This window comes from Microbacterium sp. CJ77 (assembly GCF_002911615.1).
In the GTDB taxonomy this organism is placed as follows: Bacteria; Actinomycetota; Actinomycetes; order Actinomycetales; family Microbacteriaceae; genus Microbacterium.
The window spans coordinates 1-24,423 of the sequence record NZ_PQBR01000023.1; the positions used below are offsets into that span (position 1 = coordinate 1).

At 65.4% G+C, this 24,423-nt stretch carries 21 protein-coding genes and 1 pseudogene; 10 read left to right on the forward strand and 12 right to left on the reverse strand.

What is annotated here, in order from left to right; all coding sequences use genetic code 11:
- Positions 1 to 116: 116 nt before the first annotated feature.
- The 3 genes from C2868_RS11905 to C2868_RS11910 all read left to right on the forward strand — a co-directional run bounded on the left by C2868_RS11905 (position 117) and on the right by C2868_RS11910 (position 2,778).
- A complete protein-coding gene (locus C2868_RS11905) occupies positions 117 to 1,358 on the forward strand; it encodes an IS256 family transposase (RefSeq protein WP_100809640.1) in 1,242 nt (413 codons plus the stop codon).
- A gap of 87 nt (positions 1,359 to 1,445) precedes the next feature.
- Positions 1,446 to 1,643: a helix-turn-helix transcriptional regulator gene (locus C2868_RS17835; RefSeq protein ID WP_374935787.1), complete on the forward strand. Its 198-nt coding sequence runs from the start codon at positions 1,446 to 1,448 to the stop codon at positions 1,641 to 1,643.
- The gene (locus tag C2868_RS11910; RefSeq protein WP_158497526.1) at positions 1,630 to 2,778 is read left to right on the forward strand and encodes a site-specific integrase; all 1,149 of its coding nucleotides are present in this window, start codon (positions 1,630 to 1,632) and stop codon (positions 2,776 to 2,778) included. Before C2868_RS17835 ends, C2868_RS11910 begins: the two co-directional genes overlap by 14 nt.
- A gap of 956 nt (positions 2,779 to 3,734) precedes the next feature.
- On the opposite strand, the gene C2868_RS11915 is transcribed toward C2868_RS11910, so the two are convergent.
- The 3 genes from C2868_RS11915 to C2868_RS17470 form a co-directional block, all read right to left on the reverse strand.
- Entirely contained in the window at positions 3,735 to 6,167 is a 2,433-nt protein-coding gene (locus C2868_RS11915; RefSeq protein WP_081766254.1) for a S8 family serine peptidase, read from the reverse strand.
- Between the two features lies 1 nt (position 6,168).
- On the reverse strand, positions 6,169 to 7,344 hold the full coding sequence (locus tag C2868_RS11920; RefSeq protein WP_036298077.1) for an ATP-binding protein: 1,176 nt from the start codon (positions 7,342 to 7,344) through the stop codon (positions 6,169 to 6,171).
- A 167-nt stretch (positions 7,345 to 7,511) separates the two neighbouring features.
- Positions 7,512 to 8,252: a GNAT family N-acetyltransferase gene (locus C2868_RS17470; protein ID WP_036298075.1), complete on the reverse strand. Its 741-nt coding sequence runs from the start codon at positions 8,250 to 8,252 to the stop codon at positions 7,512 to 7,514.
- A 699-nt stretch (positions 8,253 to 8,951) separates the two neighbouring features.
- Between C2868_RS17470 and C2868_RS11930 the strand changes: the two genes are divergently transcribed.
- Entirely contained in the window at positions 8,952 to 10,163 is a 1,212-nt protein-coding gene (locus C2868_RS11930; protein WP_100812330.1) for a Fic family protein, read from the forward strand.
- 226 nt (positions 10,164 to 10,389) lie between these two features.
- Positions 10,390 to 12,138: an ATP-dependent endonuclease gene (locus C2868_RS11935; protein WP_100812331.1), complete on the forward strand. Its 1,749-nt coding sequence runs from the start codon at positions 10,390 to 10,392 to the stop codon at positions 12,136 to 12,138.
- Positions 12,139 to 12,393: 255 nt separating this feature from the next.
- On the opposite strand, the gene C2868_RS11940 is transcribed toward C2868_RS11935, so the two are convergent.
- The 9 genes and pseudogenes from C2868_RS11940 to C2868_RS11980 form a co-directional block, all read right to left on the reverse strand.
- Positions 12,394 to 13,080, reverse strand: coding sequence for a hypothetical protein (locus C2868_RS11940; RefSeq protein ID WP_100812332.1), 687 nt, complete (start codon positions 13,078 to 13,080; stop codon positions 12,394 to 12,396).
- 243 nt (positions 13,081 to 13,323) lie between these two features.
- Positions 13,324 to 13,407 (reverse strand): annotated as a pseudogene (locus C2868_RS11945) (IS5/IS1182 family transposase); the annotation flags it as partial.
- A 76-nt stretch (positions 13,408 to 13,483) separates the two neighbouring features.
- On the reverse strand, positions 13,484 to 14,515 hold the full coding sequence (locus tag C2868_RS11950; protein WP_219811479.1) for a HoxN/HupN/NixA family nickel/cobalt transporter: 1,032 nt from the start codon (positions 14,513 to 14,515) through the stop codon (positions 13,484 to 13,486).
- 1 nt (position 14,516) lies between these two features.
- The gene (locus C2868_RS11955; protein WP_232711343.1) at positions 14,517 to 15,266 is read right to left on the reverse strand and encodes an urease accessory protein UreD; all 750 of its coding nucleotides are present in this window, start codon (positions 15,264 to 15,266) and stop codon (positions 14,517 to 14,519) included.
- Positions 15,263 to 16,027 carry an urease accessory protein UreG gene (ureG, locus tag C2868_RS11960; protein ID WP_100812333.1) on the reverse strand — a complete coding sequence of 255 codons (765 nt, stop codon included), beginning with the start codon at positions 16,025 to 16,027 and terminating at the stop codon, positions 15,263 to 15,265. The genes C2868_RS11955 and ureG overlap by 4 nt, the downstream gene beginning before the upstream one ends.
- On the reverse strand, positions 16,020 to 16,700 hold the full coding sequence (locus C2868_RS11965; RefSeq protein WP_100812334.1) for an urease accessory protein UreF: 681 nt from the start codon (positions 16,698 to 16,700) through the stop codon (positions 16,020 to 16,022). Before C2868_RS11965 ends, ureG begins: the two co-directional genes overlap by 8 nt.
- A 12-nt stretch (positions 16,701 to 16,712) precedes the next feature.
- Complete coding sequence (locus C2868_RS11970) at positions 16,713 to 18,410, reverse strand: urease subunit alpha (protein WP_100812335.1); 1,698 nt, start codon at positions 18,408 to 18,410, stop codon at positions 16,713 to 16,715.
- Positions 18,397 to 18,747 (reverse strand): urease subunit beta, encoded by a 351-nt coding sequence (gene ureB / locus C2868_RS11975; RefSeq protein WP_100812336.1) that lies wholly within the window; start codon positions 18,745 to 18,747, stop codon positions 18,397 to 18,399. The genes C2868_RS11970 and ureB overlap by 14 nt, the downstream gene beginning before the upstream one ends.
- A 26-nt stretch (positions 18,748 to 18,773) precedes the next feature.
- Entirely contained in the window at positions 18,774 to 19,076 is a 303-nt protein-coding gene (locus tag C2868_RS11980) for an urease subunit gamma (RefSeq protein ID WP_100812337.1), read from the reverse strand.
- A gap of 465 nt (positions 19,077 to 19,541) precedes the next feature.
- Between C2868_RS11980 and urtA the strand changes: the two genes are divergently transcribed.
- From urtA to C2868_RS12005, 5 genes are all read left to right on the forward strand, one after another.
- Complete coding sequence (gene urtA, locus C2868_RS11985) at positions 19,542 to 20,843, forward strand: urea ABC transporter substrate-binding protein (RefSeq protein ID WP_100812338.1); 1,302 nt, start codon at positions 19,542 to 19,544, stop codon at positions 20,841 to 20,843.
- A 93-nt stretch (positions 20,844 to 20,936) separates the two neighbouring features.
- The gene (urtB, locus tag C2868_RS11990; RefSeq protein WP_100812339.1) at positions 20,937 to 21,821 is read left to right on the forward strand and encodes an urea ABC transporter permease subunit UrtB; all 885 of its coding nucleotides are present in this window, start codon (positions 20,937 to 20,939) and stop codon (positions 21,819 to 21,821) included.
- Entirely contained in the window at positions 21,818 to 22,918 is a 1,101-nt protein-coding gene (urtC, locus tag C2868_RS11995) for an urea ABC transporter permease subunit UrtC (protein WP_103663407.1), read from the forward strand. The genes urtB and urtC overlap by 4 nt, the downstream gene beginning before the upstream one ends.
- Positions 22,915 to 23,736 carry an urea ABC transporter ATP-binding protein UrtD gene (gene urtD / locus C2868_RS12000; protein WP_103663408.1) on the forward strand — a complete coding sequence of 274 codons (822 nt, stop codon included), beginning with the start codon at positions 22,915 to 22,917 and terminating at the stop codon, positions 23,734 to 23,736. The genes urtC and urtD overlap by 4 nt, the downstream gene beginning before the upstream one ends.
- Before the next feature lies 1 nt (position 23,737).
- A complete protein-coding gene (locus C2868_RS12005; RefSeq protein ID WP_103663409.1) occupies positions 23,738 to 24,421 on the forward strand; it encodes an ATP-binding cassette domain-containing protein in 684 nt (227 codons plus the stop codon).
- The last annotated feature ends 2 nt before the right edge of the window (positions 24,422 to 24,423 follow it).

Sequence of the window (24,423 nt, forward strand, 5' to 3'; positions counted from 1 at the left end):
TGGCGTCCGGCAAGGTGGTGTACGGATCGGGTGACCGTGTCGCTGCGGACGTAGCGACGGTCACCGCGTGATCCTTCGAGAGAACTCTTCACATCCATCTCGAAAGGACCCCGACGATGACCGTCTCACCCCACGATATCGACCCTGCCCGCTTCCTCGAAGACCACCTCGCGCAGGCGTCTCCCGATCTGCTGCGGGAGATGCTCGGCACGTTCATCAACCAGCTGCTATCCGCGGACGCGGACCAGATCTGCGGCGCCGCTTACGGCACGATCAGCGACGACAGGGTGAACCGTCGCAACGGTTACCGCCACCGCGACTTCGACACCCGCGCCGGGACCATCGACGTGAAGATCCCCAAGCTCCGGCAGGGCACCTACTTCCCGGAGTGGCTGCTGGAACGCCGCCGCCGCGCGGAGGCCGCACTGACCACCGTGGTCGCGACCAGCTACCTCCTCGGCGTGTCCACCCGTCGGATGGATGACCTGGTGAAGACCCTCGGGATCACCGGGCTGTCGAAGTCGCAGGTGTCGGAGATGGCGCGCGACCTTGACGAGCAGGTGACCGCGTTCCGCACCCGGCCGTTGGACGCCGGCCCGTACTCGTTCGTCGCCGCCGACGCGCTCACCATGAAGGTCCGCGAGGGCGGCCGGGTCGTGAAGGTCGCGGTGCTGGTCGCGACCGGCGTGAACGCCGACGGCTACCGCGAGATCCTCGGTCTGCAAGTCAACTCGACCGAAGACGGCGCCGGCTGGCTGACGTTCTGGCGCGACCTCGTCGCGAGAGGCCTGACCGGCGTGAAGCTCGTCACGTCCGACGCACACGCAGGTCTGGTCGCAGCGATCGGCGCGACCGTCGGCGGGTCCTGGCAGAGGTGCAGAACCCACTACGCGGCGAACCTGATGAGCGTGACCCCAAAGTCCTCGTGGCCATGGGTGAAGACCCTGCTGGGCACGGTTTTCGACCAGCCCGACGCGGAGTCCGTGCACGCCCAGTTCGACCGCGTCCTGGACGCGCTCGAGCACAAGCTCCCCAGGTCGTTCGAGCACCTCGAGGCCGCACGTGAGGAGATCCTCGCGTTCACCGCGTTCCCGAAGAGCATCTGGCGGCAGATCTGGTCCAACAATCCGAACGAACGCCTCAACCGGGAGATCCGCCGCCGCACCGACGTCGTGGGCATCTTCCCGAACCGCGACGCGATCATCCGGCTCGTCGGCGCCGTCCTCGCCGAGCAACACGACGAGTGGGCCGAGCAACGCCGCTACCTCGGCCTCGACGCCCTCGCCGCCGCACGCCGCGTCGGCGAACCCACCACAGAGGAGGTGATCGAACCCGACCTTCGGGCCCTCACAGCCTGACCTCGACACGAGGGATCACACGATCACCGATACACCACGTCCCAGGACTTGACCACGCTGGATGCATCACCGTTCGCCGACGTGGACGTGCGAACGCCCCGCTCCGCATACCTCGATCGGCGCGAAGCGGCAGAGTACTGCCGAGTGCCGATGTCGACGTTCGACTCGCTACGCCGCAGAAACCAAATCCCCCACCCTGATGCGGAAATGGGCAAACACATGCTCTGGAAGCGCGCGACACTCGACGACTTCCTCGAGTCCGGAGGCACCCGTGACCTCCGGTGACGGGCCTGCAAGCCGAATCGACCCCAAGACTCTTCGGACACTTCCTGAAGGGATTCGATACCGTGCCGACCGCGGGGGCAAGTACCAAGTGCGTATCTGGGGTGTCGGCCGCAATGGCGAGTGGAAGGAGCGCGCCACACTCGTCGATTCACTCAAGGAGGCGAAAGCACTTCGCGCAGACGGTGCGGCACGGCAGTTCCCCGAGGGGTCAATGAGACTCGGCGACTGGTATGAGAGATACTGGCCGACGATCCGTGACAGTGTCCGCCCCGCTACAACGCGCGCATACGAGCGCGGCTGGCGGCTGCGGGTCCAACCATGGCTCGGGCACCGCAGACTCGAGACGATCACGGCAGGCGATGTCGAACAAGCGCTCACCGAGTGGACCGGCGGGGCGTCGACCAAGATCGACGCGCTTGCTGTCCTCAGCCGTCTCCTCGACGGCGCAGTACGCGCCAAACTGATCCCGATGAATCAAGCACGCCTCGCACGGCGACCAGTCGCGGACCCACAGCTCAACCTCCGATCGCGTGCACTCACACCGGAGGAGGTCGGCGTGGTGCTGAACGCGATTCCGGCAGGCCCCTATCGCAACTATCTCGCCGGCCTCATCTACACCGGCATGCGCGCCAACGAAGCCGCCGCCCTCCAGGTTGGCGACGTCGATCTCGATGCGCGATCAATCCACGTGCACCGCAGCTTCAGCGCCGATCTCGATGGTCGGATCAAGGAATACACGCCGAAGAGCCACAAGGAGAGAGACGTCCCGATTCCGTCAGTGCTCGTCCCGCACCTTGATGACGCAATGACCGGCAAATCGCGCTCCTCGCTCGTGTTCACCGGCCCAAAAGGTGGCCGGATCAACGGGTCCAACGTCCGCAGGGCCATCAAGTGGGACGCGATCAGAGCGGTCCTAGACCGTGACGATTACCGTCTTCACGACCTTCGCCACACACTCGCTACGCTGCTGTTCGATGGCGGCGCTGCTGCGAACGACGTGCAAGCCATCATGGGGCACTCCACCCTGCAAATGACCGAGCGGTACAGCCGCGCCAGGTCGGACGCAGCGAGACGCGGTGCGGAGAGACTTGATGGCCTGTTCGGAGTGCCGCCTCGAAGCGGGCCATCCCTCTGATCACCCGCGAAGCCCTGGCGACTCGGCGGCGGGCGTCGCGTTAGATTCACCCCGATCAGCCCTGCCTTGTGGCCTTCGTGGGGCGCGCAGATTGGCGCGCGACTGACCTCGGCGAGAGCCGATCGGTCGGATGGGGCCTCGCCGCGGCGGCCTGCGAAATGGAAGAATCGGTAGCATGCAGCGCGCGGCCATCGACGACGGCGTACTCGGTTGGCGGGGACGGAATCACCGCACGATCTGTGCCGGGAATGTGCTGGGAACTCCACCAAAACAATGACGATCAACGAGGCTCAATGAGCACTCGAACCGCGGAATCACGCGGCTGATTAGCATCAACGAGTACCCAAGAAGCCCCCGCAACTAACTGAAAATCGTGAGGTCACGGGATCGACGCCCGTCGGAGCCACTGAAACCCTCTTCTGGCTTCTACAGGAGGGGGTTTCTTTATGCCCGGTCAGAGGCCATTTATCGGAATGCGGGGTAGTGCAAATGGCCGCCCACTGGCAACTGCTACTTCCATACGGGCGTCCACTGCGCCATCTGTGCCGGCAAAGTGCCCGTCACCTCCCGGCACAAATGAGCTGATGCCCCTGCGCCGCTTGATCGCATCGTCCGGGGCGTTGACGAACGAACACAAATGAGCGCCAACTGCGACGAACTGCAATCGCGTGCGAAGTGGCCGATTGGCAGTGACTGCACGATTCCCATCGCCCACTCACACCCGCAATTGCATCACCGGCGGCCCGTTGAGCATCGCCGCGATTCGCTCTTAAGAAGCTGTTGCCACTGGCGCCACACACTCGATGCGGGTCCCTCGGGGCGCAGGTTGCAAGCGGATCGTATCAACTTCCGCTAATCCAAATTATGTCAGATGACTGACATAGGCGAGCAACCTGCATGCGGCCGGTGAGCACATGCGGAGCCGCGGCGCACGATCAGGTCCTTCATGACAGGACTCAAGCGCGAACTCCCACGTTTACAGCTGTGCGCAGGTCGCTCAGGGTGACACCAATCTCGGAGAGGGAGGCACGCATCTCGTCGTACACGGGTGCTGCACCCCGTAGGTCCTCGATTGTAAGGACGGCAGCGAATCGAACACCTTCGGCTGGAAAGGATTCGGCTGCTCTCGTGAGGTATTCGAGATCGAGGCGCCAGTCGGTCGATTTGCCTCGTCCGTTTGGCATGCGTGCCGTGTAGGACTTTACCGGGTACCACTTGCCAAGCACGCTCGCCAACGTGCGTTCGTTCGCATATCGATAGCCAGAGAAGAACTCGTGCGTCGGTTGTGCGCGGCTTTCGAAGACACCGTTCTCGTCAGACTGCTTCACGGCGCCGTCGAGATTTACACGGACCATTTCGACACCGTGGGCATAGTTGATGATGGGCTCGGTCACCAGTGTGAGCTTGAGAAGGCCACGACACTTGCCGTTGGTGTCGGAGAGTGAGTCTGGCCAGCGGAACGGAAACTTCACGTTCCGTCCAGGCTGAATGGTGTCACTGAGGACGATAGTCATCCGGTGCGGCTCACCCTCGAGAGTCTCGGCGACTGTGGGAAGATGGCCGCGACCAACGAACGAGGGCGCGACGACCGCCACTTCTTTCGCGAGGAGGGTTGCGGGGAGTCTGGCGCTATGGGTTGCGAGCGCGATGAGGAGATCGCGCGACACATCGCCGGAGATAGCCGCATCCAAGGTTGCGAGGTATCGGGCCACCAGCGGTGCTGCGTAACTGGTCCCCGCAACGTCGCGGATGGTGCCAAAGGAGCTAATCGCGGTCAGGCCGGTCGCTCGTGCGGGACCTTCGGGTCCCCCGCCTCCATACGCAGCGAAATCGGGCTTGAGCGCTGACGGGGTCTGATCGCTGCGACGTGTGTATCTCGCAGGTACGCCTTCAACGCCCTGCGCGAGTCCGGGTGGATTGGTCGCGCCGACACTGACATTGACCAGACTTTCAGCTGGCGCGAGGAGCCCGTCCGGGCCGGAATGGCGGGCGAGCATCGCGTTGACCTCGGTGCTGTTGGGAGGCCATTCTTCCCGCTGCTCGGTCTCGGTCAGGTTCCCAGCCGAGATCACGAAGAGCACGTCCAGATCGAGCGCGATTCTGTCGAGTCCTTGGGCAGCCAAACTGTAGGGGGCTCCACCCGGTGCCCTCCGAAGGTTGTACGACAAATTGAAAACCCGGACACCTGCTTCTTGCTTCGCGCGCGCGACGCTTGCACGAACCTCATCAAGAAAGTCCTCGAGAGATGCGTAGTAGTTGTCGTAGGCGCTGCCCGCAGGGAGCAGATCGAGATCGTAGACGCGGCAGTCCTCATCGGGATCCAAGATCCCAGAGTTGAAGGCGCTTCCCAACGCGATCAGTGAGGCGATGGTCGTTCCGTGATTCACTCGACTGACGTCACGGTCTCCTGGCGCAAGAAAGTCTGCCCGTCCGGCGACCCACGCTGAGTTGATGAACGGTCCACCGATTCCACCGTCGATGACTCCGACTACTGGTCGCACGCTTGCAGGATCCGGCGTACGTGCGGCCGATTCCTCGCCCGTGCTTGCAGCCGGCGCTTCAGTAGAGGGCGGAACTCGGTCCTCAAGCCTCACGCGCTTTACCGACGAGCTCGCCTCGAACTCCGCCAGCCCCTCCCGGAATGGGACAGTCGCCGGTGGGTGGTGAGCGACGTCAGACGGGCCGGGCGGCGACGCTTCAAGCGCACGTCTCACGCTTGCCTCGATTGCAGGAGGCGGCGCGATAGTGAAGGTGGTCTGCAGTTCGCGTAACCGAGCAGTCAACGCTCCAACCTCGGCAAGCGTTGCCGAGCGAAGGGGCTCGCGCTCGGGAAGATCAAATAGCTCAACCTGCGCCTTCGCGGCGCCATCGATCGTCAACCAAGCATCGGCTTCGTCAAGTGTGTATCCACGTTCTTCCGCAGGTGCCCACTCCCGCACGTCCTGGATCGCACTCACTTCTGTGCGTGGCGGCGACGGACTGTACACCAGTGCGCCGGAAGCGTCCGGCCGCCACCGTTCTTCGACCTCGGCGTCAGCGACCAGATCAATGACCTCTTCGAGCTTCGTCGGCGTTATCGCGAAGACGAGCTCCCCGTAGTCCCCGGTGCCCACATGGGACGCGCGCGATGATCTGAATAGTGTGCCGAACGGCCGGTGGGACTTCGCCAACGCATCCGGTCGCATCCGAACTGCAACGTTGACTCGGTCGCTTGCGAGGTTGTTTCTCAGGATGGAACGCAGCGCACCGACGATGGCTGTTCTGTGCTCAGCAAATCCGCGGTCGTCACCTCGGAAGAAGTCTTTCGCCGCACCGCCACCGCGACGACCGTCGCGATCCCCACGAAACCAATCGGGGTTCATCACAATCTGAACAGGGCCGCCAGCCATTTCACACCTTCACTTCGCTCGGGTTCAGCCAGCGGCTGATCGTTTTTCTATCCCTGCCAAAAATCACTCCAAGCTCGCTCTGGCTCAAAGATGCTGGCGGCTCGTTGAGATGCTTCGCGAGCTGCTGGTCAGTCGAGTCGAGCCCATCCGCGCCCTGTATACCCGTGGCCTGCGCTGCTTCGCGAAGCACGGTTACAGGTGACCGAGCATCCCGAGTCGCAAGCACTGTGGATTTCAGGAATGCCATTGCCAGCGTTCTGACATCAGCGCCTGATCGACCAGAGGTCACACTGGCGACGGCCTTGGCGAGCGGATCCACTTCTTCCAACCGGTCGAGAAGAAGATGGCCGATCTCAACCCGACCCTCGTACGTCGGCATGCCGAGGTGAATTTGATGCTCGAACCGACGCCACACTGCTGAGTCGAGGAGTTTCTCGTGGTTGGTGACAGCAATCGTCAAGCCGAACTCAGTCCGCTTATCGAGGTTCTGCAGCAACGCGTTCACTACACGCTTGATCTCTCCTACCTCGTTCGCATCGTCGCGGATCTTCGCGACAGCATCGAACTCATCGAGGATCAGCACGCAGTCGTAGCGGTTACAGAAATCGAAGAGAGCCCCGAGGTTCCTGGCGGTGTTGCCAAGCAGCGAAGAGATAAGCCCATCGAGACGCGCGATCACTGCTGGACGACCGAGACGCACGGAGATTGCGAGCGCCAGCGTGGTCTTACCTGTCCCGGGAGGCCCATAGATCAGCAGGGTGCGGCTGATGGGGAGCCCCACCTGCGCAAGTTCAGCTTCGTGCTGCCATTCGCGCACCAGCGAGTCGTACGCTGCCTGCGCCTGCACGGGGAGGACCGGTAGCGCGCGGCGACGGTCCGGCGTCACGACTTCACACAGCGGCGCTCCAGACTCACGATCTACGGGGAGCGCCGTCTTCGGCCCTAGTCGTTGAGCCGTCGGAGCAGCCGTTGCGACATCGGAGGGCTGCAAATTGATGGGCTCAACCGCCTGGCGGTTGCGAGCTCGCGTAATCAGCGACCGAAGCTTGCGGGCGTTGCTGTCATCTCCTGATTCGGCGAGCCTCTCGGCAAGGCGGGTTACCTGGTGCTCGATAGCCTCCGGGTTGCCAGCGAGAGCAGTGCGGGCGAGCGCCTGAATGACATCGAAGTTCTCCATGTGGACAACACTAGACGCTGGGTGCGACATTCACTCGCCCCGATGGGGCACTCGGGCCTCGAGATGGGACACGCGACGGTGTTCACTCGAGTGCATCGCGTCGGCCCGCCACCGCGACGGGATCCTGGCAAATGTCTCCTATCCCTACGGTTGTGAAACGCAATGCTTTATGGCGTAGTTTTCGCGGCGAGAGATCGCGCTTCGGCACGACCCATCGTGACGAAGTCGCGGGTGAATTCATCAAATTTTGACGGGTCGAGCTTGCCTGCGTCGACGAGCCGGGCTGCTTCCATCGACGCGTCGAGGGTCGGCTTTCCAGTGACGACCGGGTAGGGGAAAGACTGTAGGACACCGCGCGACCTAAGCACCTTGCTCGCCATCAGCGGGAAGCCGAAGGCAGGATCGCCGGCATCCGCGCGGAGATGGTCTCCATCGGGGAGCCACGCGAGCCCGTGACCCATTGGCTCGACCTTCCACCCCAACCCCTCGTAGAAACCCACCTGGTCTACTGGGATGTGCGCATGAATGAGATTCTGCACAACCTTTTGCGATCGCGTAATGATCTTCTTTACCAGCGCTGCGCCAATACCCTGCCCCCGGTGCTCCGGCTGGACAGCGAGGTACTGGAGGTTCATGGTCTGCGCGTCCGTATCGCCCGACGTCATCATGGAGGGCACCCCGACTGCAAATCCGACTATTTCCCCTTCTACTTCGGCGACGAAGGTGAAGGCGCGCATCGGCGCGGCGAGCCGTTCTGTGAGGGCAATAGCGGCGAGATTCTCGTCGTCGTATAAGTAGCCCGCGTGGCGCACTCCAGACTTTGCCGGAAAGTACTCGTGCTCCAGCAACCTGAGCGCTTCACGGTCGGCGGGGGTGGCGAATCGTATGCGGGGACGCGGTGTGGTCATGGGGAGACAGTATCGACTCCGGTCCGACGGTAGGCGGTTGCTCCGAGGTCGGATCCGCCCCACAGGGCCGATGGGTCGATGGGTCGATGGGTTCACGATCATTGCCGCGCTCGCACAGATGGAGCATGAGATATGGTGCGAACGCGTCACCGACTCCATCAGCAAATGGGCGGCCGCAAAGGCACGGACTATCGTCGTAGTCCAGCACGTGCTGCTGAGCAGGGGCTCCGACATCCACACCTGATGCCCTTACGTGCCGGGAAAGTGCCGGGAGCTCCATGGAATCGACGACGATCAACGAGCACCAATGAGCACTCGACCCGCGGAATCGCGCGACCAACGAGTACCAACTGAGACACGTGGAGTCGACGCGCCTAACTGAAAATCGTGAGGTCACGGGATCGACGCCCGTCGGAGCCACACGGGTGATCATTACGTCATCCCAGAAACCCTCGCGGAGCTTCTATCCGCGGGGGTTTTGCTTTGCCCTGATGAGAGGCAGATTCCGAACCGCTCCCGTGGTCTGTAGGCGCCCGGTCGTTGAGCGAGCGCAGCGAGACGAAACGCGCGGCACGCATGGATGAGGCCGCTGTCGCCACTGGACTGGGCCGGTCTGGGGCCGGCGTGTTGCGCAAGTCATAATCCAAGCGACTCGAATTATGAGTAATGTCATTACTCATAACTTTGGAGTTGGTTCTTATGAGCAAGGGCCCGAACGAAGAGATTTCAGGCGCGACCCGACCGTGGCCTGACGTCTCCACCGAAGAGCTGGAGTGGGCGCCCGCACTTCACACCCACGCCTCATCACTAGCGCCCAGGCGCTACCGCGCGACGGTGCCCGCAGCGATCGCCAACCTCCTACCGGCGATAGACCACGAGACCGCCGCGCTTGCCGAAGAAGCGACGCAGGAACTCAGCAGATTTGACGCCGAGTTCGGCCACAGATTATCGACGCTCGCGCCCGTGCTTCTGCGATCAGAAGCGGCATCGTCGTCGCAGATCGAAAACCTCACGGCGAGTGCGCGCGCCATCTTCAGTGCAGAACTGGGCGCGACGGGGAGCCGCAATGCTGTCGATATCGTCTCCAATACTCGGGCGATGACTACTGCTCTGGACCTGGCGGAGAATCTGTCTGTCGAGATGATCCTCGAGATGCACGCGACACTCATGGCAGAGCACCCTCGACACACTCCAGGCCGGTTCCGCACCGAGGCCGTGTGGATCGGCACCCGGTCCGATTCGCCGGTCGGGGCCGAGTTTGTCGCCCCCTTCTATGGAAGAGTCCCCGCGCTTCTCGACGACGCGCTGTCCTTCGCACGCCGCACCGATGTGCCGGTGCTCGCCTCCGTCGCCATCACGCACGCGCAATTCGAGACGATCCACCCATTCACAGACGGCAACGGTCGCACCGGGCGAGCGCTGGCGCAGGCGATGCTGCGGCGCCGCGGAACCACCCGCAACGTGGCGGTCCCGGTCTCCGCCGGCCTACTTGCCGATGTGGAGGGGTACCACCGCGCGCTGACAAGCTATCGCGAAGGCAACGTATCGCCCATCACCCGCGCGTTCGCGAACGCATCTCTGCGGGCCGTGACCAATGCGCGCGAGCTAGTCGCTGAGCTAGACGCGATCAGGATGGGGTGGGATCGACAGCTGAACGTCCGCAAATCGAGCAATGCATGGAAACTCTTGGATGTAATCCTGCGGCGTCCTGTGATCGACGCCACGATCGCAGCCGCAGAACTCGGAGTGAAGCCGCCAAACGTGTATCCCCCGCTCAAGGCCCTGGTAGATGCAGGGATCCTCCGATCCAAGGCAGAACACAGGCTCGGTCCGTTCTGGCGCAGCGAAGAAGTGCTCGCGGCAATCGATGGATTCGCCGAGCGCGCAGGCAGACGCGAGCGGGTTCGGTGAGCGAACTGTGAGAACTTTCTTTACTCGTTCAAGGCCGGCCTACGGCCGACAGTGCGGGTGAGGGGGTGCACTGCGGTGCGTCCGGTCCTCGCTCCGCTCCGGTCCGGGCGCTCCTCGGCGCCCCCTCACCCGCACCCGCCAGGCCGTGTCGCCGTCGTCTTCATCGATTACACGCGTCGCCCGCAGTAGCTTGAGCCTGTAGCTACTGAAAGCTCAAGGGAGATCAATGCGGATCACAGATGCGACCGTCGGAAATTACAGGTCGATCGGGAAGCAGACGCACTTCGCGCTCTCGGACCTGACGACTTTGATCGGGCCCAACAACGAAGGCAAGAGCAACTTACTCCGGTCCTTGGCTCTTGGACTTCGTGTGATCGAGGCATGGGGGAACCTGCCCGAGCGGTTGACGAATACGGGTGAGCTTTCGGGCCCTCAGCTCGGACTAGTGTATGACCCGTTCCACCCGCGCAGAAGGCCGGACCGTCACAGAGATGTCAGCTACGACTGGTCAGCTGACTACCCCCTCTCGAAGCAAGGGGCGAGGAGCCCTCAGCCCACTGTGGTGCGGATTACATTCAGCCTCACAGAGGAGGAAGTCGCGGAATTTCGGGAGGAAACCGGACTCTCCAACAATGGGACGTTACCCATCGAGCTGAAGTTCAGCCGATCAAAGACCTCACTCCAAGTCGTGAAGCCCGGCCGCGGCGCTGCTGGGTACACCAGCAAAGCACCTACTATCGCAAAGTTCGTGAGCCAGCGAATCGATTACGTCCTCGTACCAGCTGTTCGAACGATGGAGCAGGCCATGGAGTTGCTGAACAGCCTTGCGACATTGAGGCTTAATGAACTCGCGAGAACAGACGCATACCGGGTGGCACTACGACAGGTCGACGAACTCCGCTCCAGCGTGGTCGAGAGCGTCCAGGCGGACCTGAAGAACACTATTTCGACCTATCTCTCGAACGTATCCAGCGTTGAGCTGATACGTCGAGACGTCCGCACCGCAGAGACCATCAACCGAGTAGTGATCGATGATGGATCTCCGACGTCGCTCGCCCAAAAGGGCGACGGCGTCAAAAGCCTGTTCGCCCTCGCTCTGATCCAACACCTGGCAAATCAGCGCGTCGATCAAGCGAGATCGAGCCTCGTACTACTCGTAGACGAACCCGAAGCTCACCTGCATTCGCGCGCTGTACATGATTTACTCGCCCTCTTCACCAAGATCGCGCGCCAACAGCAAGTTGTTCTCGCGACTCACAACCCGATCTTCGTGAATCGAGAATCGATCGCCGCCAACGTGCTCGTTCGCAGCAACGCTGCCACTGCTGCCCGCACCGTGCAGAGCATCCGCGAGGTGATGGGCGTCGAACTACACGACAACCTCGATTCAGCGGAGGTCGTTGTCCTAACCGAAGGCTGGACCGACGCAAAGATCCTCCCCGCGGTTCTCGCCCACATCACTACAAAAGCAACGAAAGATATCTCCTCAGGACGCATCGTATTCAAGGCCGCAACCGGCACTGGGAAAATAGGCCGCCTCATCCAGCGCGAGCGCTCCACCGCGTGCCGAATTCTCGCAGTGCTCGATGGTGATGCGGCGGGTGATGCGCAAGCGCAGCAGCTGCATGACGACGGCGTACTCGACCGCGCAAACATCTTCGTCCTGCGAGATCCGGGCCGCGATGCGTCAGAGATCGAAGACTTGATCAATCCTTCGGTGTACCTCGATGCGCTCAAGACGAAGTTCGGCAGACAGTTCAAGGAAAACCAGTTCAAGAATCCGCGCAAGAAGTGGTCGCAGAACTTCGTCGCCGCTGCCTCGGCAGTCGGCCTCTCTGGAGCGCCAGCGGATCTCCTCAAGGAAGCGAAGATGGTCGTCAGCCACTCCGTTTCCCACGCCAGCAGTCAATCCGCAAAGCCCACCGCAATGACGGTGATGGAAGCCCTAAGCGTAGCCATCTGGAACGACAAGTAGTCCGCCTGTGGTCCACGGACCGTGCCGGTTCTGTGCCGGTAGTTCCACTGAGATCACCCTCAACTAGCCGCGACCAACCATGACAACTTCCGCGTAATCACGCAGCAAACGAAGATCAACGAGCACCCACCGGGCCACCGCATACAACTGAAAATCGTGAGGTCACGGGATCGACGCCCGTCGGAGCCACTGGGACCCTCGTGGCTTCTACGCACGGGGGTTTCTTCATTCCGGGTCGAGACCCACAGCGCACCATCACATGGCAGCCAGGACGAACTGCGCGAAAGCCCCGGCCGACAACAGCGCAAACCCGCCCGCGGCGACGAGAAGAGCTCGTATCGCGCGGCGCTCGATGGCGTAAGCGACCGCACGAGCGACGAGGGCGACTCCCGCGACAACCATCGCCAGTCCACCCAGGACGGTGCCCCAATATCGAGCACCGTCGCCCCCGAATACGACCATGAAGTAGGTCACCAACACACCGACGAAGCAGATGGCGACAGAGAGAACGAACCCGGCGAGGGACGCCTCGCGAAAGCGCTCGGCGCCGCCGCTCTCCCGTCGAACGAATTCGCGCGTAGCCCGTTCACCGAACTTCTGGCGATACAGAGGCACCAGGATCAGGACGTCCCTGAGCTCTGCAGGATCGGGAACATCCGGAGGTATCGCCAGGAAGGCTCGCGTCCAACGCTCGGAGAGCCCGCTGGCCGCGATCATCCGAGCGAGACGATCCCGTTCTATCGGTGTCGTCCACCCGTCGAGGACGATCCCCCACCGACCGGCCTGATCGGGAGAGTTCAGGCCGCGATAGATCTCGGCCAACGCGCGCCGCGTCTCGAAAGGAGGACGGTCCTGCTCTGCAGCTTTGCGGAGCACCTCGAGGGCGGCCTTGACGTTCCCGGCGTTGATCAACGCACGCGCCGACGCTATCGCCGTCACCACGGCGCCTCCTCCTGGCCCAGGGATCGCCCGCGGCACGCCGCCGAACATGTCCAGACGTTACCGGAAACGGCCGCCCTCCGCGCCCGACGACATGACCGCGATGACGATTGGAAAGGAACGAGCACGAGGGCGTGTCTGACAATGTCCGTGTCCAGGCGATGACGGCGCTGAGCACGGCGGCAGCGCGGTAGAGACAGTGGTCAGGTGCGCCATCAGCGGCAGGAACATTGGTGAGTTACCGGCCTGACCGGGTGTGATCAGCGTCACCACGGGGAGCCCGTTGCCAACGACGAGCTGGTGAATCTTCGTCGACAGGCCGCCCCGGGAGAGCGGCCGATGCCATGATCAAGCGGCTCTTCCCGCAGTTTCCAGCCACACGACGGTGCTGACCTCGGCGCTCGGCTCAGCTCTCGCTCACCCGCGGTCGGCGTGCGAGGACCAGGACCACGGCCCACATCGTCACGAGCACGCCGGTCAAGATGAACCCGAGGTCGTCGATGCCGAACGATGCCAGCCACGGAAGAGGGCCGCCGAGCCCGAGGTTGTCGACGAGGACGCCCGCCAGCTGGACGATCGCGATCAGCACCGCGGCGACGACCGAGAGTCCGGTCATCGCGATCGCGTACGCCGCACCGATATGGCGACGGCCGGGCTGCAGAGTGTACGCGCGACGCATGACTGCACCCTGCGTCGTATCGAAAGCACTCATTCCGGCAGCGAACAGCACCGGCAGAGTGAGCGCCGCCCACCACGGCACGGCAACGAGGGTGGCGGCGCCGGCGAGAGCAAGCAACCCGATCTCGGTCGCGGTGTCGAACCCAAGTCCGAACAGCAACCCGACGATGTACATGCGCGACGGACGATCGACCGCTTTCTCGAAAGGTCCGAGCAAGCGGAGTACGGGCCCTCCCACCGCCTGGTGGCCCCCCTGGTGGCCCACCTGATCGCGACGGCGCAGCGACGCGACGTTGATCGCGGCGATCGCGAGGAGGAAGACTCCGGAGACCGTGGGGCCGATGATCCCCGTCCAGGTGCGCAGCGCGGAGGAGTCGTCTGCCAGCGAGGAGCCGATCGCCGCGATCCCGAGGGTCAACAGGATGCACAGGACCACCACGATCGTGGAGTGCCCGAGGGAGAACCAGAAGCCGACTGTCGTCGCCGGGCGCCCCCGTTCGGCGAGCCGCCGGGTGGTGTTGTCGATCGCTGCGATGTGGTCGGCGTCGAAAGCGTGCCGTACTCCGAGCGCATAGGCCGTGAGCCCGACCCCCAGAGTCACGAGTGCGCCACCCCCACCACCGAGCGGGATGTCAGCCGGGATGACGATCAGGAGGAGGACGCCCCAGCCGAGCACGTGCAGCAGCCCGATCAGCGCGATGACCGCGATCGTGCCGCGCCGCGGCACCGTCCGCGTGCCGAATTCAGACAGTGACGTCACTTCAGTTCCCTCCGACCGCGGCTTCGTTCGCTGGTTCGTCGCCGTGCGGTGCCGTTCTCTGTCGCGCCCGCTCGGCCCATCCGTCCCACACCCGGTCGAGGCGCGACGTGTGCGTCTCGGCGCCGAAGTGACGCGCGATCGCACCGTGATGCTCCAGCACGAGGTCGTCCGCCGTCGTCGACGGCCGGAATCCCAGCGCGATCACCGCGTCGAGCACCCTGTGCTCGCCCAGCACACCCGGCTCGGGAGCGAGCCCGTCGAGGTCGAGCTGCTCGACCAGCAGCGGACCTTCGGCATCCCGCGCCGTGAAAGCCGAGCGCAATCGCCCGCCGCTCTCGCCGTGCCGCCCGAGGACGAGGGTCTCGCGGATGACGGCGGTCGCCCCCGCCGCGAGGTCGAGCGTCGTGCGGCGCTCGACCTCGGCGCCATCCGTCACCACGAACGGGAGTCCGCGCCACAAGAGCGTCGCTCCCTCCTCAACTCGCACCGACATGGTCCAGGCCGAGGGCCGTCCGTCCGCCCGATAGGCGATGGTTCCGCCGACGTCTTCGAGCTCGAGCAGGCAGCCCGCCCCGACGACGACCTCGACGTGCACGTGGTCGCCGCCGAGGAGGATCATGCCCGCCGCGGCGAGCGCGACGTGCGCGCGGGAGTCGTCCCGCGCGACCAGCCGCGGTGCGAGCGCGCCGACGGTCAGGTCGACCCGGGCCCTCGGGTCGCCCTGGCGGACGGCGATGCGTGTGGGGATCACTCGTGCGTGTGCGTCCCGACGCCCGCGTGCTCGTGCGCGTGCTCGTGCGCGTGTACGAATCCGCCCTCGGGATGCTCCTCGTCGGCGTGGAAGTGCGGCGCCATCGGTCCCGGGTCCTGCGGGACGTGCGTTCCGGCTCGGTGATCCGCCAGCATGCTCAGCACCCAGGCGCGGAGCGCTGCCACGGACGCCGGATCGTGCCGCGAGAGCGCGAGGACGGCGCGCCCCTCCCGCGCGTCCGAAGCATCCGCCACCATGCGCGGCACGTCGACCCCGACGTACGGCGCGAGGTCCGTCTTGTTGACCACGAGCAGGTCCGCGCGGCCGATCCCGGGGCCCCCCTTGCGCGCGACGTCACCACCCCCGGCCACGTCGAGCACGAAGATCTGGGCATCGACGAGCGCGGGCGAGAACGTCGCGGTCAGGTTGTCGCCGCCCGACTCGATGAGCACGACATCGAGCGGTGCGAAATCCCGCTCGAGGTCTTCCGCGGCGAGCAGGTTGGTCGTGATGTCGTCGCGGATGGCGGTGTGCGGGCACGCACCCGTCTCGACCGCGCGGATGCGTTCGGGATCGAGCACCCCAGCGGACCGCAGAAAGCGTGCATCCTCGTCCGTGTAGATGTCGTTCGTGATCACGCCGAGGCGCAGATCGTCGGCGAGCGCGCGACAGACGGTCGCGATGAGCGACGACTTGCCGGTCCCGACGGGGCCGGCGACGCCGAGCCGGAGCGCGCGGTCGGATGCGGGGGAATCAGGCACGGAAGAGCCTCCTGTTGCTGGCGGCGTGGGCTTCTGTCCACGCCTCGGATTGGGGAGCGCTGGACGCGGGGATCGCGTCGGGCGAGGTGATGATCGCGAGGTGCGGGACGAGTGGGTCGACGGACTCGCACGCGTCGAGCACGAGCCGCGCCCCCTCGACCGGGTCTCCGGGTTCGAGTTTCAGCAGGGCCGCGACGGCGCACGCCATGTCGTCGTAGACCGCGAGACGCACGAGCGTCTCGGCGTCCACCTCGGCGTGCGCCGCGACGGCGCCGAGCACGATCGGTCGCGGCACGCCCGAACCGGACGCCATGCTCACGACAGCGGCGATCGACGCCGACTCCGGCCAGAGCCCGCGAGCCAACCGCAGGAACCCTCGACCGAGCTCGCGGGAGGCGTGCCGCGCGGCGGCACTCGGGGTGCGGGCGGCCCATGCGCGTTCGAGGGCGTCGAAGGACGGGGCATCCGCCTGCGCGATGTGACGCGCCACGACCGCGACCGCCGCGTCGACCAGGGTGGTGGTCCGGGCTCGTGCGCGCAGGAACGCCGCCACCTGCCGTGGCGCGAGTCCACCCTGCAGGGCCGGCTCGAGGCCGGATGAGAAGGCATGGCCGCCGGATGGCAGGCGGGCGTCGGCCAGAAGCAGGGTGATCGTCTGCGCGGCGGGGTTCATCGGGTCACCGCGTCAGAACATGTTGTACAGCTGGGCGAGGGGCAGGGACTCCGCGGGAGCGGGCGCGACGCGCTCGCCGTCGATCGCGATCTCGAACGTGTCGGGTTCGATGCGGATGTCGGGCAGCAGGTCGTTGTTCTTCATGTCGGCCTTGCCGATGTGCCGGGTCGGCTCCACCGGGGCGAGTCGTCGGCGCAGCCCCAGGGTCTCGGCGAGCCCCTGCTCAAGAGCCGCGGGCGCGACGTAGGTCACCGACAGATCGGCGCCGATCGTGTCGCCGAAGGACGGGCGCATCATGACCGGCTGCGGCGTGGGGATCGAGGCGTTCGGATCCCCGAGCGCCGCCCAGGCGATCGAGCCGCCCTTGACCACGACGGCGGGGCGCACACCGAAGAACTTCGGGTCCCACACGACCAGGTCGGCCATCCGGCCCACCTCGATCGAGCCCACGTCGTACGCGATACCGTGCGCGACCGCCGGGTTGACCGTGTACTTCGCGACATAGCGCCGCGCGCGCTCGTTGTCCGCCGCCATCCCCCCGCCGAGCGGTCCGCGATGGTGCTTCATCACGTGCGCCACCTGCCACGTGCGCGTGATCACCTCGCCGATACGGCCCATCGCCTGCGCGTCGGAGGAGGTGATCGAGAGCGCCCCCATGTCGTGCAGGATGTCCTCTGCGGCGATCGTGGTGGCACGGATGCGCGACTCGGCGAAGGCCAGATCCTCCGGAACCGCGGGGTTCAGGTGGTGGCAGACCATCAGCATGTCCAGGTGCTCCGCGACCGTGTTGACCGTGTGCGGCAGCGTCGGGTTCGTCGAGCCCGGGATCACGTTCGGCAGGCCGGCGATCGACAGGATGTCGGGGGCGTGGCCCCCGCCGGCGCCCTCGACGTGGAAGGCATGGATGGAGCGCCCGCCCATCGCCGCGATCGTCGACTCGACGAAGCCGGCCTCGTTGAGGGAGTCGGAATGGAGCGCGACCTGCAGACCCCAGTCATCCGCCGCCCGCAGCGACGCGTCGATCGCGGCGGGGGTCGAGCCCCAGTCCTCGTGCACCTTGTAGCCGGCCGCGCCCCCGAGCGCCTGCTCCTTCAGCGCCGCCGCCGAGACCGTGTTGCCCTTGCCGAGCAGCAGCACGTTCACGGGCAGGGGGTCCAGGGCGCGGTGCATCGCCTGCAGGTGCCATGCGCCGGGGGTGACCGTCGTGGCCTTCGATCCCTCCGACGGGCCCGTCCCGCCACCCACGATCGTGGTGATGCCGGTCGCGAGCGCCTCGTGGATCTGCGAGGGCGAGAGCAGGTGCACGTGCGAGTCGATCGCGCCCGCCGTGACGATGCGCCCCTCGCCCGCGATCACATCCGTCGACGGGCCGATGGTCATGTCGATCCCATCGCTGATATCCGGGTTGCCGGCGTGACCGATGCCGACGATCCGGCCCTCGCGGATGCCGATGTCGGCGCGGACGATCCCCCACCAGTCGAGGATGATCGCGTTCGTGATGACGGTGTCGAGGGCACCGTCCGCCCTGGTCGTCGTGGCCTGCGCCATCGACTCGCGAATCGACTTGCCGCCCCCGAAGACCGCCTCTTCACCCCCCGCCGTGAGGTCGCGTTCGATCTCGATCCACAGATCGGTGTCGCCGAGACGCACCTGGTCGCCGACCGTGGGACCGTAGATCGCGGCATACCGGGCGCGGTCAATCCAGACCATCGAGCATCTCCTCACCGTCGGCCTTGAGCTGGATGCCGGGAACCCGGCGCGCACCGCGCAGCGCGACGGCATCGAGCTCGCGCGACGCACCGGGCTCGAACCTCTGCGACGTGCCCGACGGAATATCGAGCCGGAAGCCGTGCGCTCGCGCCCGATCGAATCGCAGCCCCGCGTTCGCGTCGGGCAGGTGCAGGTGCGAACCGATCTGAATCGGGCGGTCGCCGGTATTGACGAAGACCAACCGGATGCGTTCGTCGTCCGTCCGATCGCCGTTCAACTCGATCTGCCCCGGACGGATCCGAAAGGCCCCGGGGCCTTCACTCGATGCGGATGCCACGGCATCCCCTTTCGCGGGAGGTCGACTCAGTCGATGGGGTGATGGATGGTGACGAGCTTTCGCCCGTCGGGGAACGTCGCCTCGATCTGCACGTCGGCGATCATCTCGGGAACCCCCGGCATGACCTGCTCCCGGGTCAGGACGCGCCGCCCGGCGTCCATCAGCTCGGCGACCCCTCGGCCTTCCCGCGCCCCCTCGATGACCCAGCACGAGAGCAGCGCCATGGTCTCGGGATGGTTCAGGGCGATGCCGCGGTCGAGCCGGTCGCGCGCGACCATGGCGGCGACCGAGAGCAGGAGCTTCTCGGTCTCGGCTGGCGTGAAGTGCATCGCGTCCCTCCGACGTCGGATCGATGTCAGAAGTGTGTCACAACGCGATGGCGGAGACGACGGAGAAAAGGCCGGAATCACGCCCGCTGGGCCGATGTGCCCTGCAAATACAGGCGTTTTGGCCGGATGAGCTTCCGACGGTTTACACGATCGGAACAATCGAGAAATGTCAGAGTAATGTCACGGTCCCATGCTGACTGCTACCGCAGCAGTCGGCGAGCACCCTCGGCCGACCCAAACCGGCACGCGAAGCCCGCACTATCCGGCCTCGAAACGCACGCACCACCGGTCCACCCCTGCACCACGCCCTGATTCACCGATCAGCACGCACCGTCGTTCCTCGGCACGCCTTCCTTCGGCGTGCCTCGGGACCGTGGCGGCACGACGGCGTTATTCGGCGTGCCCGCAGACGTACCACCCATCCGAGAACGCACCAACCTGCTTCACACAGAAACGGAGATCCACATGATTACGACACGGACCCGACGGGCCCGACGTCTCCTGGCCGTTCCGGCCATGGCGGCGGCCGCGGCCCTCGTGCTCGCCGGTTGCGGCGCACGAGCGGGAGACTCGGAGGCATCCGAGTCCGTCGCCGCCTCCGAGAGTTGCATCGACACCTCGGGCGACACGATCAAACTCGGCTTCCTGAACTCCCTCACGGGCGGCATGGCGATCTCGGAGAAGACCGTCTCGAACGTGCTGCACATGGCCGCGGACGAGATCAACGCCGACGGCGGAATCCTCGGCAAGCAGATCGAGTACATCCAGGAAGACGGCGCCACCGACTGGCCCACCTTCGCCGAGAAGACCGAGAAGCTCCTCACGCAGGACTGCGTCGCGGCGATCTTCGGCGGCTGGACCTCGTCGTCCCGCAAGGCCGTCAAACCTGTCGTCGAAGAGCACAACGGCCTGTTCTTCTACCCCGTGCAGTACGAGGGTCTCGAGGCTTCGCCCAACATCTACTACACCGGCGCGACCACGAACCAGCAGATCCTTCCCGCGATGGACTACCTCGCCTCGCAGGGTGTGAAGACGCTGTTCCTCGCCGGCTCGGACTACGTCTTCCCCCGCACGGCGAACGCCATCATCAAGCTCTACGCGGCCGAGCTCGGCATCGAGATCGTCGGCGAGGAGTACGTGCCGCTCGACAAGGACGACTGGACGACCCAGGTCGCCAAGATCGTCGCGGCCGACCCCGACTTCATCTTCAACACGATCAACGGCTCGTCCAACGTCGGCTTCGTCAAGGCCTACTACGACGCCGGCCTGACCCCCGAGACGACGCCGATCATCTCGGTGTCGATCGCCGAAGAAGAGGCGCCGTCGATGGGCCACGAGGTCACGGGCAACTACGCATCCTGGAACTACTTCCAGTCGATCCAGTCGCCTGCCAATGAGAAGTTCATCGCCGACTGGAAGGCCTACCCGGGCAGTAGTGGAGTGACCTCCGACCCGATGGAAGCCGCGTACATCTCGCTGTACCTGTACAAGGCGCTCGTGGAGGCGGCCGGATCGTTCGAGGTCGACGACGTGAACGCCGCGGCTGCGGCCGGAGGCATCAGCTTCGACGCGCCCGAGGGCACCGTCACCCTGGACGGCGACAACCACCACATCTCCAAGGAAGGCCACATCGGAAAGATCAACGCCGAGAACCAGTTCGACATCGTCTGGTCGTCGGATGGTCCCATCGCACCGGACCCCTTCCTCGAGGAATACGACTGGTTCCCCGAGGACGTCCGCGATGCTCTCGTAGCGGCCGCGGGCTGACCCACCCCTGAGCGTGGGGTCCCGTGCCACCGGTACGGGACCCCACGCCCCAGAACCTCCCCCGAACTTCCCACACAGAGAGAGCGACAGCACGTGGATGCACTCATACCGCCGCTCCTGAACGGCGCCGCGCTCGGTGCGCTGCTGCTGCTCGCAGCGCTCGGGCTCACCCTGACCTTCGGTCAGATGGGGGTGATCAACATGGCGCACGGCGAGTTCATCATGGCGGGCGCCTTCATCGCCTATCTGACCCAGCTGGTCATGACCTCGATCAACCTCTCGATCGTGGTCGCCTTGCCCCTCGCCTTCATCGGCGCGGGGCTGCTCGGACTCCTGCTCGAGATCGGCATCATCCAGTGGATGTACCGACGCCCCCTCGACACCCTCCTCGTCACCGTGGGTGTGAGCCTGATCCTGCAGCAGATCGCGCTGCAGGTCTTCCCCGCGCAGGGGGTGCCCGTCGAAAGCCCCGACTGGCTCGACGGGCAGATCGATGTGTTCGGCTACGGCTGGCCGCTCCGTCAGGTCTTCACGATCCTGCTCGCCGCGCTGTGCCTGGCCGCTCTGGCCGCGTGGCTGAAGTACTCGGCCTTCGGACGCCGGATCCGGGCCACCGTGCAGAACCGCGACCTCGCTGAGACCAGCGGCATCCACACCCGCGCCATCGACCGATTGACCTTCTTCGTCGGCTCGGGCCTCGCCGGCGTCGCGGGGGTTGCCGCCTCGCTCATCGGCGGCACGAACTCTCAGATGGGGACGCAGTACATCATCCCGGCCTTCCTCGTCGTCGTGGCCGGGGGCATCGGCCAGATCAAGGGCACCGTGATCGCCGCGCTGGCGTTCGGCATCGCCCTGTCCTACTTCGCCGATTGGACGACCGGCAGCATGGCGCAGGTGCTCGCCTTCGTCCTGCTCGTCGTCTTCCTGCAATTCCGACCGCAGGGCCTGTTCACGGTCCGCACCCGGGGGCTGACATGACCAAGATCAAACCGTGGCTTCCCCTCATCGGGATCGGCGTGTTCGCCGTCCTGCTGCTGGTCGTCGCACCCGCCGTGCTCTCGACGCACTGGATCAACAACCTCGGAAAGTACTGCTGCTGGGCGATCGCGGCAGTGGGCATCGGCCTCGCCTGGGGCCGAGGCGGAATGCTGGTGCTGGGTCAGGGCGTCTTCTTCGGTCTCGGCGCCTACGCAATGGCGATGCATCTCACCCTCGAGAGCGCGGGCCCCGACAGCCTCCCCGTCTTCATGATCCTGTACGACCCGTCCGCACCCCTTCCCGCCTTCTGGGAGCCGTTCCGCAGCGACCTGTTCACTCTGCTCGCCATCGTCCTGCTCCCGGTGATCGTGGCCGGGATCCTCGGCTACGCGTTGTTCAAGCGGCGCATCAAGGGGGCGTACTTCGCGATCCTGTCCCAGGCGCTCGCGGTCGCCCTGGCCGTGCTGATCAGCTCGACGATCCGTGAGACGGGGGGAGACACCGGGCTGAGCGACTTCACCTACTTCTTCGGCTTCGTCCTGGACGACGCCGCCAACAAGGTGATGGTCTTCATGATCGCCGCGGCCCTGCTGATCGTGTGCCTGCTGGTGGTGTGGCAGCTGAACCGCAGCCGCTTCGGCGAACTGCTGATCGCCACCCGCGACGCCGAAGAGCGCGTCCGCTTCCTCGGCTACGACCCCGCCAACATCAAGCTGGTCGCGTATGTGGTCGCCGCCGTCATGGCGAGTATCGCGGGAGCGATGTTCGTTCCCATCGTCGGCATCATCACCCCGGCCGAAATCGGCGCTTCCGCGTCGATCCTGATGATCGCCGGCGTGGCGCTCGGCGGACGAGCGTCGCTGTTCGGTCCGGCCCTCGGGGCCATGGCGATCGGCTGGGGGCAATCCAGCCTCGGATCGAGCTGGCCGAGCGGTTGGATCTACATCCTCGGCCTGGTGTTCATCCTGGTGACCCTCTTCCTGCCGATGGGACTGTCCTCGCTCTGGGGAAAGGCGAAGAGTGCGGTGTGGCGCCCGCGCCCCGCACCCACCGAGCCCGCGGCCGCGGCGCCCGTCCTCGAAGAGGTGAAGAAATGACCCCCACGGATGGCTCGCTCGTCGTCACGGATCTGCGCGTCGAGTTCGACGGATTCGTCGCCGTCGGCGGCGTCTCGTTCGATGCCCACCCCGGCGAGGTCCGGTTCCTTATCGGGCCGAACGGCGCCGGCAAGACGACCTGCATCGACGCCATCACGGGCCTGTCCAAGGGCACCGGATCCGTCACGCTCGGCGGCCAGGAACTCCTGGGCAAGGCCGTGAACAAGATCGTCAAGCTCGGCGTCGGACGCACCTTCCAGACGGCCAGCGTTTTCGAGCAGCTGACGGTCCTGCAGAACCTCGACATCGCCGCCGGTCTGCACCGCTCGTCGTGGTCGCTCCTTCGGGCCCGCCGCGGCATCGATCCCGCTATCGAGATGGCGCTGGAAGAGACGGGGCTCGCCGACGAGCGCGAGACGCCCGCCGGCATCCTTTCGCACGGCCAGAAGCAGTGGTTGGAGATCGGGATGATGCTGGTTCAGGATCCCCGCGCGCTGCTTCTCGACGAGCCCGTCGCCGGCATGAGCCAGGACGAGCGGACGGCCACGGGCGAGCTCCTGGAGCGCATCGCGGAGCGCCGAACGGTGCTCGTCGTCGAGCACGACATGGACTTCATGCGCCGTTACGCGTCGCGCGTCACGGTGCTGCACCAGGGCAAGGTGCTCTCGGAGGGCAGCGTCGCACAGGTGCAGGCCGATCCGAAGGTGCAGGAGGTCTATCTCGGCACCGCGGCCGCTCCGACGACGACGGGAATGATGGCGGTGGCCGACGGGGCGAGCCCGACGACGGATACCACGCCCTACGGAGAGGACGCCTGACATGCTCGAGATGGACGACATCCAGGCCGGCTACGGCCGGACACTCGTGCTGCACGGCGTGACCCTGCCCAGCGCGCAGACGGTCGCGGTACTCGGCCACAACGGCGCGGGCAAGTCCACCTTGCTACGCGTCGCGATCGGTCTCATCAAGCCGCGCAGCGGCAAGGTGATCTTCGACGGCGCCGACATCACCGCGCTCGCCCCCAACAAGCGGAGCGCACGCGGTATGGCGTACGTGCCGCAGGGTCAGCAGTCGTTCACGCAGCTGACGACCATGGAGAACCTGCAACTCGTGGCCGATGGGCGCAAGCGCGGCAAGGCGCTCATCGAGCAGCAGCTCGCGCGCTTCCCGGCGCTCGAGAAGTTCGCCACGCGCAAAGCCGGGCTGCTCTCGGGCGGCCAGCGTCAGCAGCTCGCGATCGCCCGGGCGCTCATCACCGAGCCGAAGATGCTGATCCTCGACGAGCCCACCGAGGGCATCCAGCCCACGATCGTCGCCGAGATCGAGCACACGATCATGCAGCTCGCGAGCGAAGGACTCTCGGTCCTGCTCGTCGAGCAGCACATCGGGTTCGCCCTGGAGGCTGCCGACGAGTACCTGGTCCTGGCCAGCGGCTTCGTATCCAACACGGGGAGGGGCGGAGCTTCCGCCGCAGAGGGGGTCCGCGCGGCCATGGCCATCTGAGC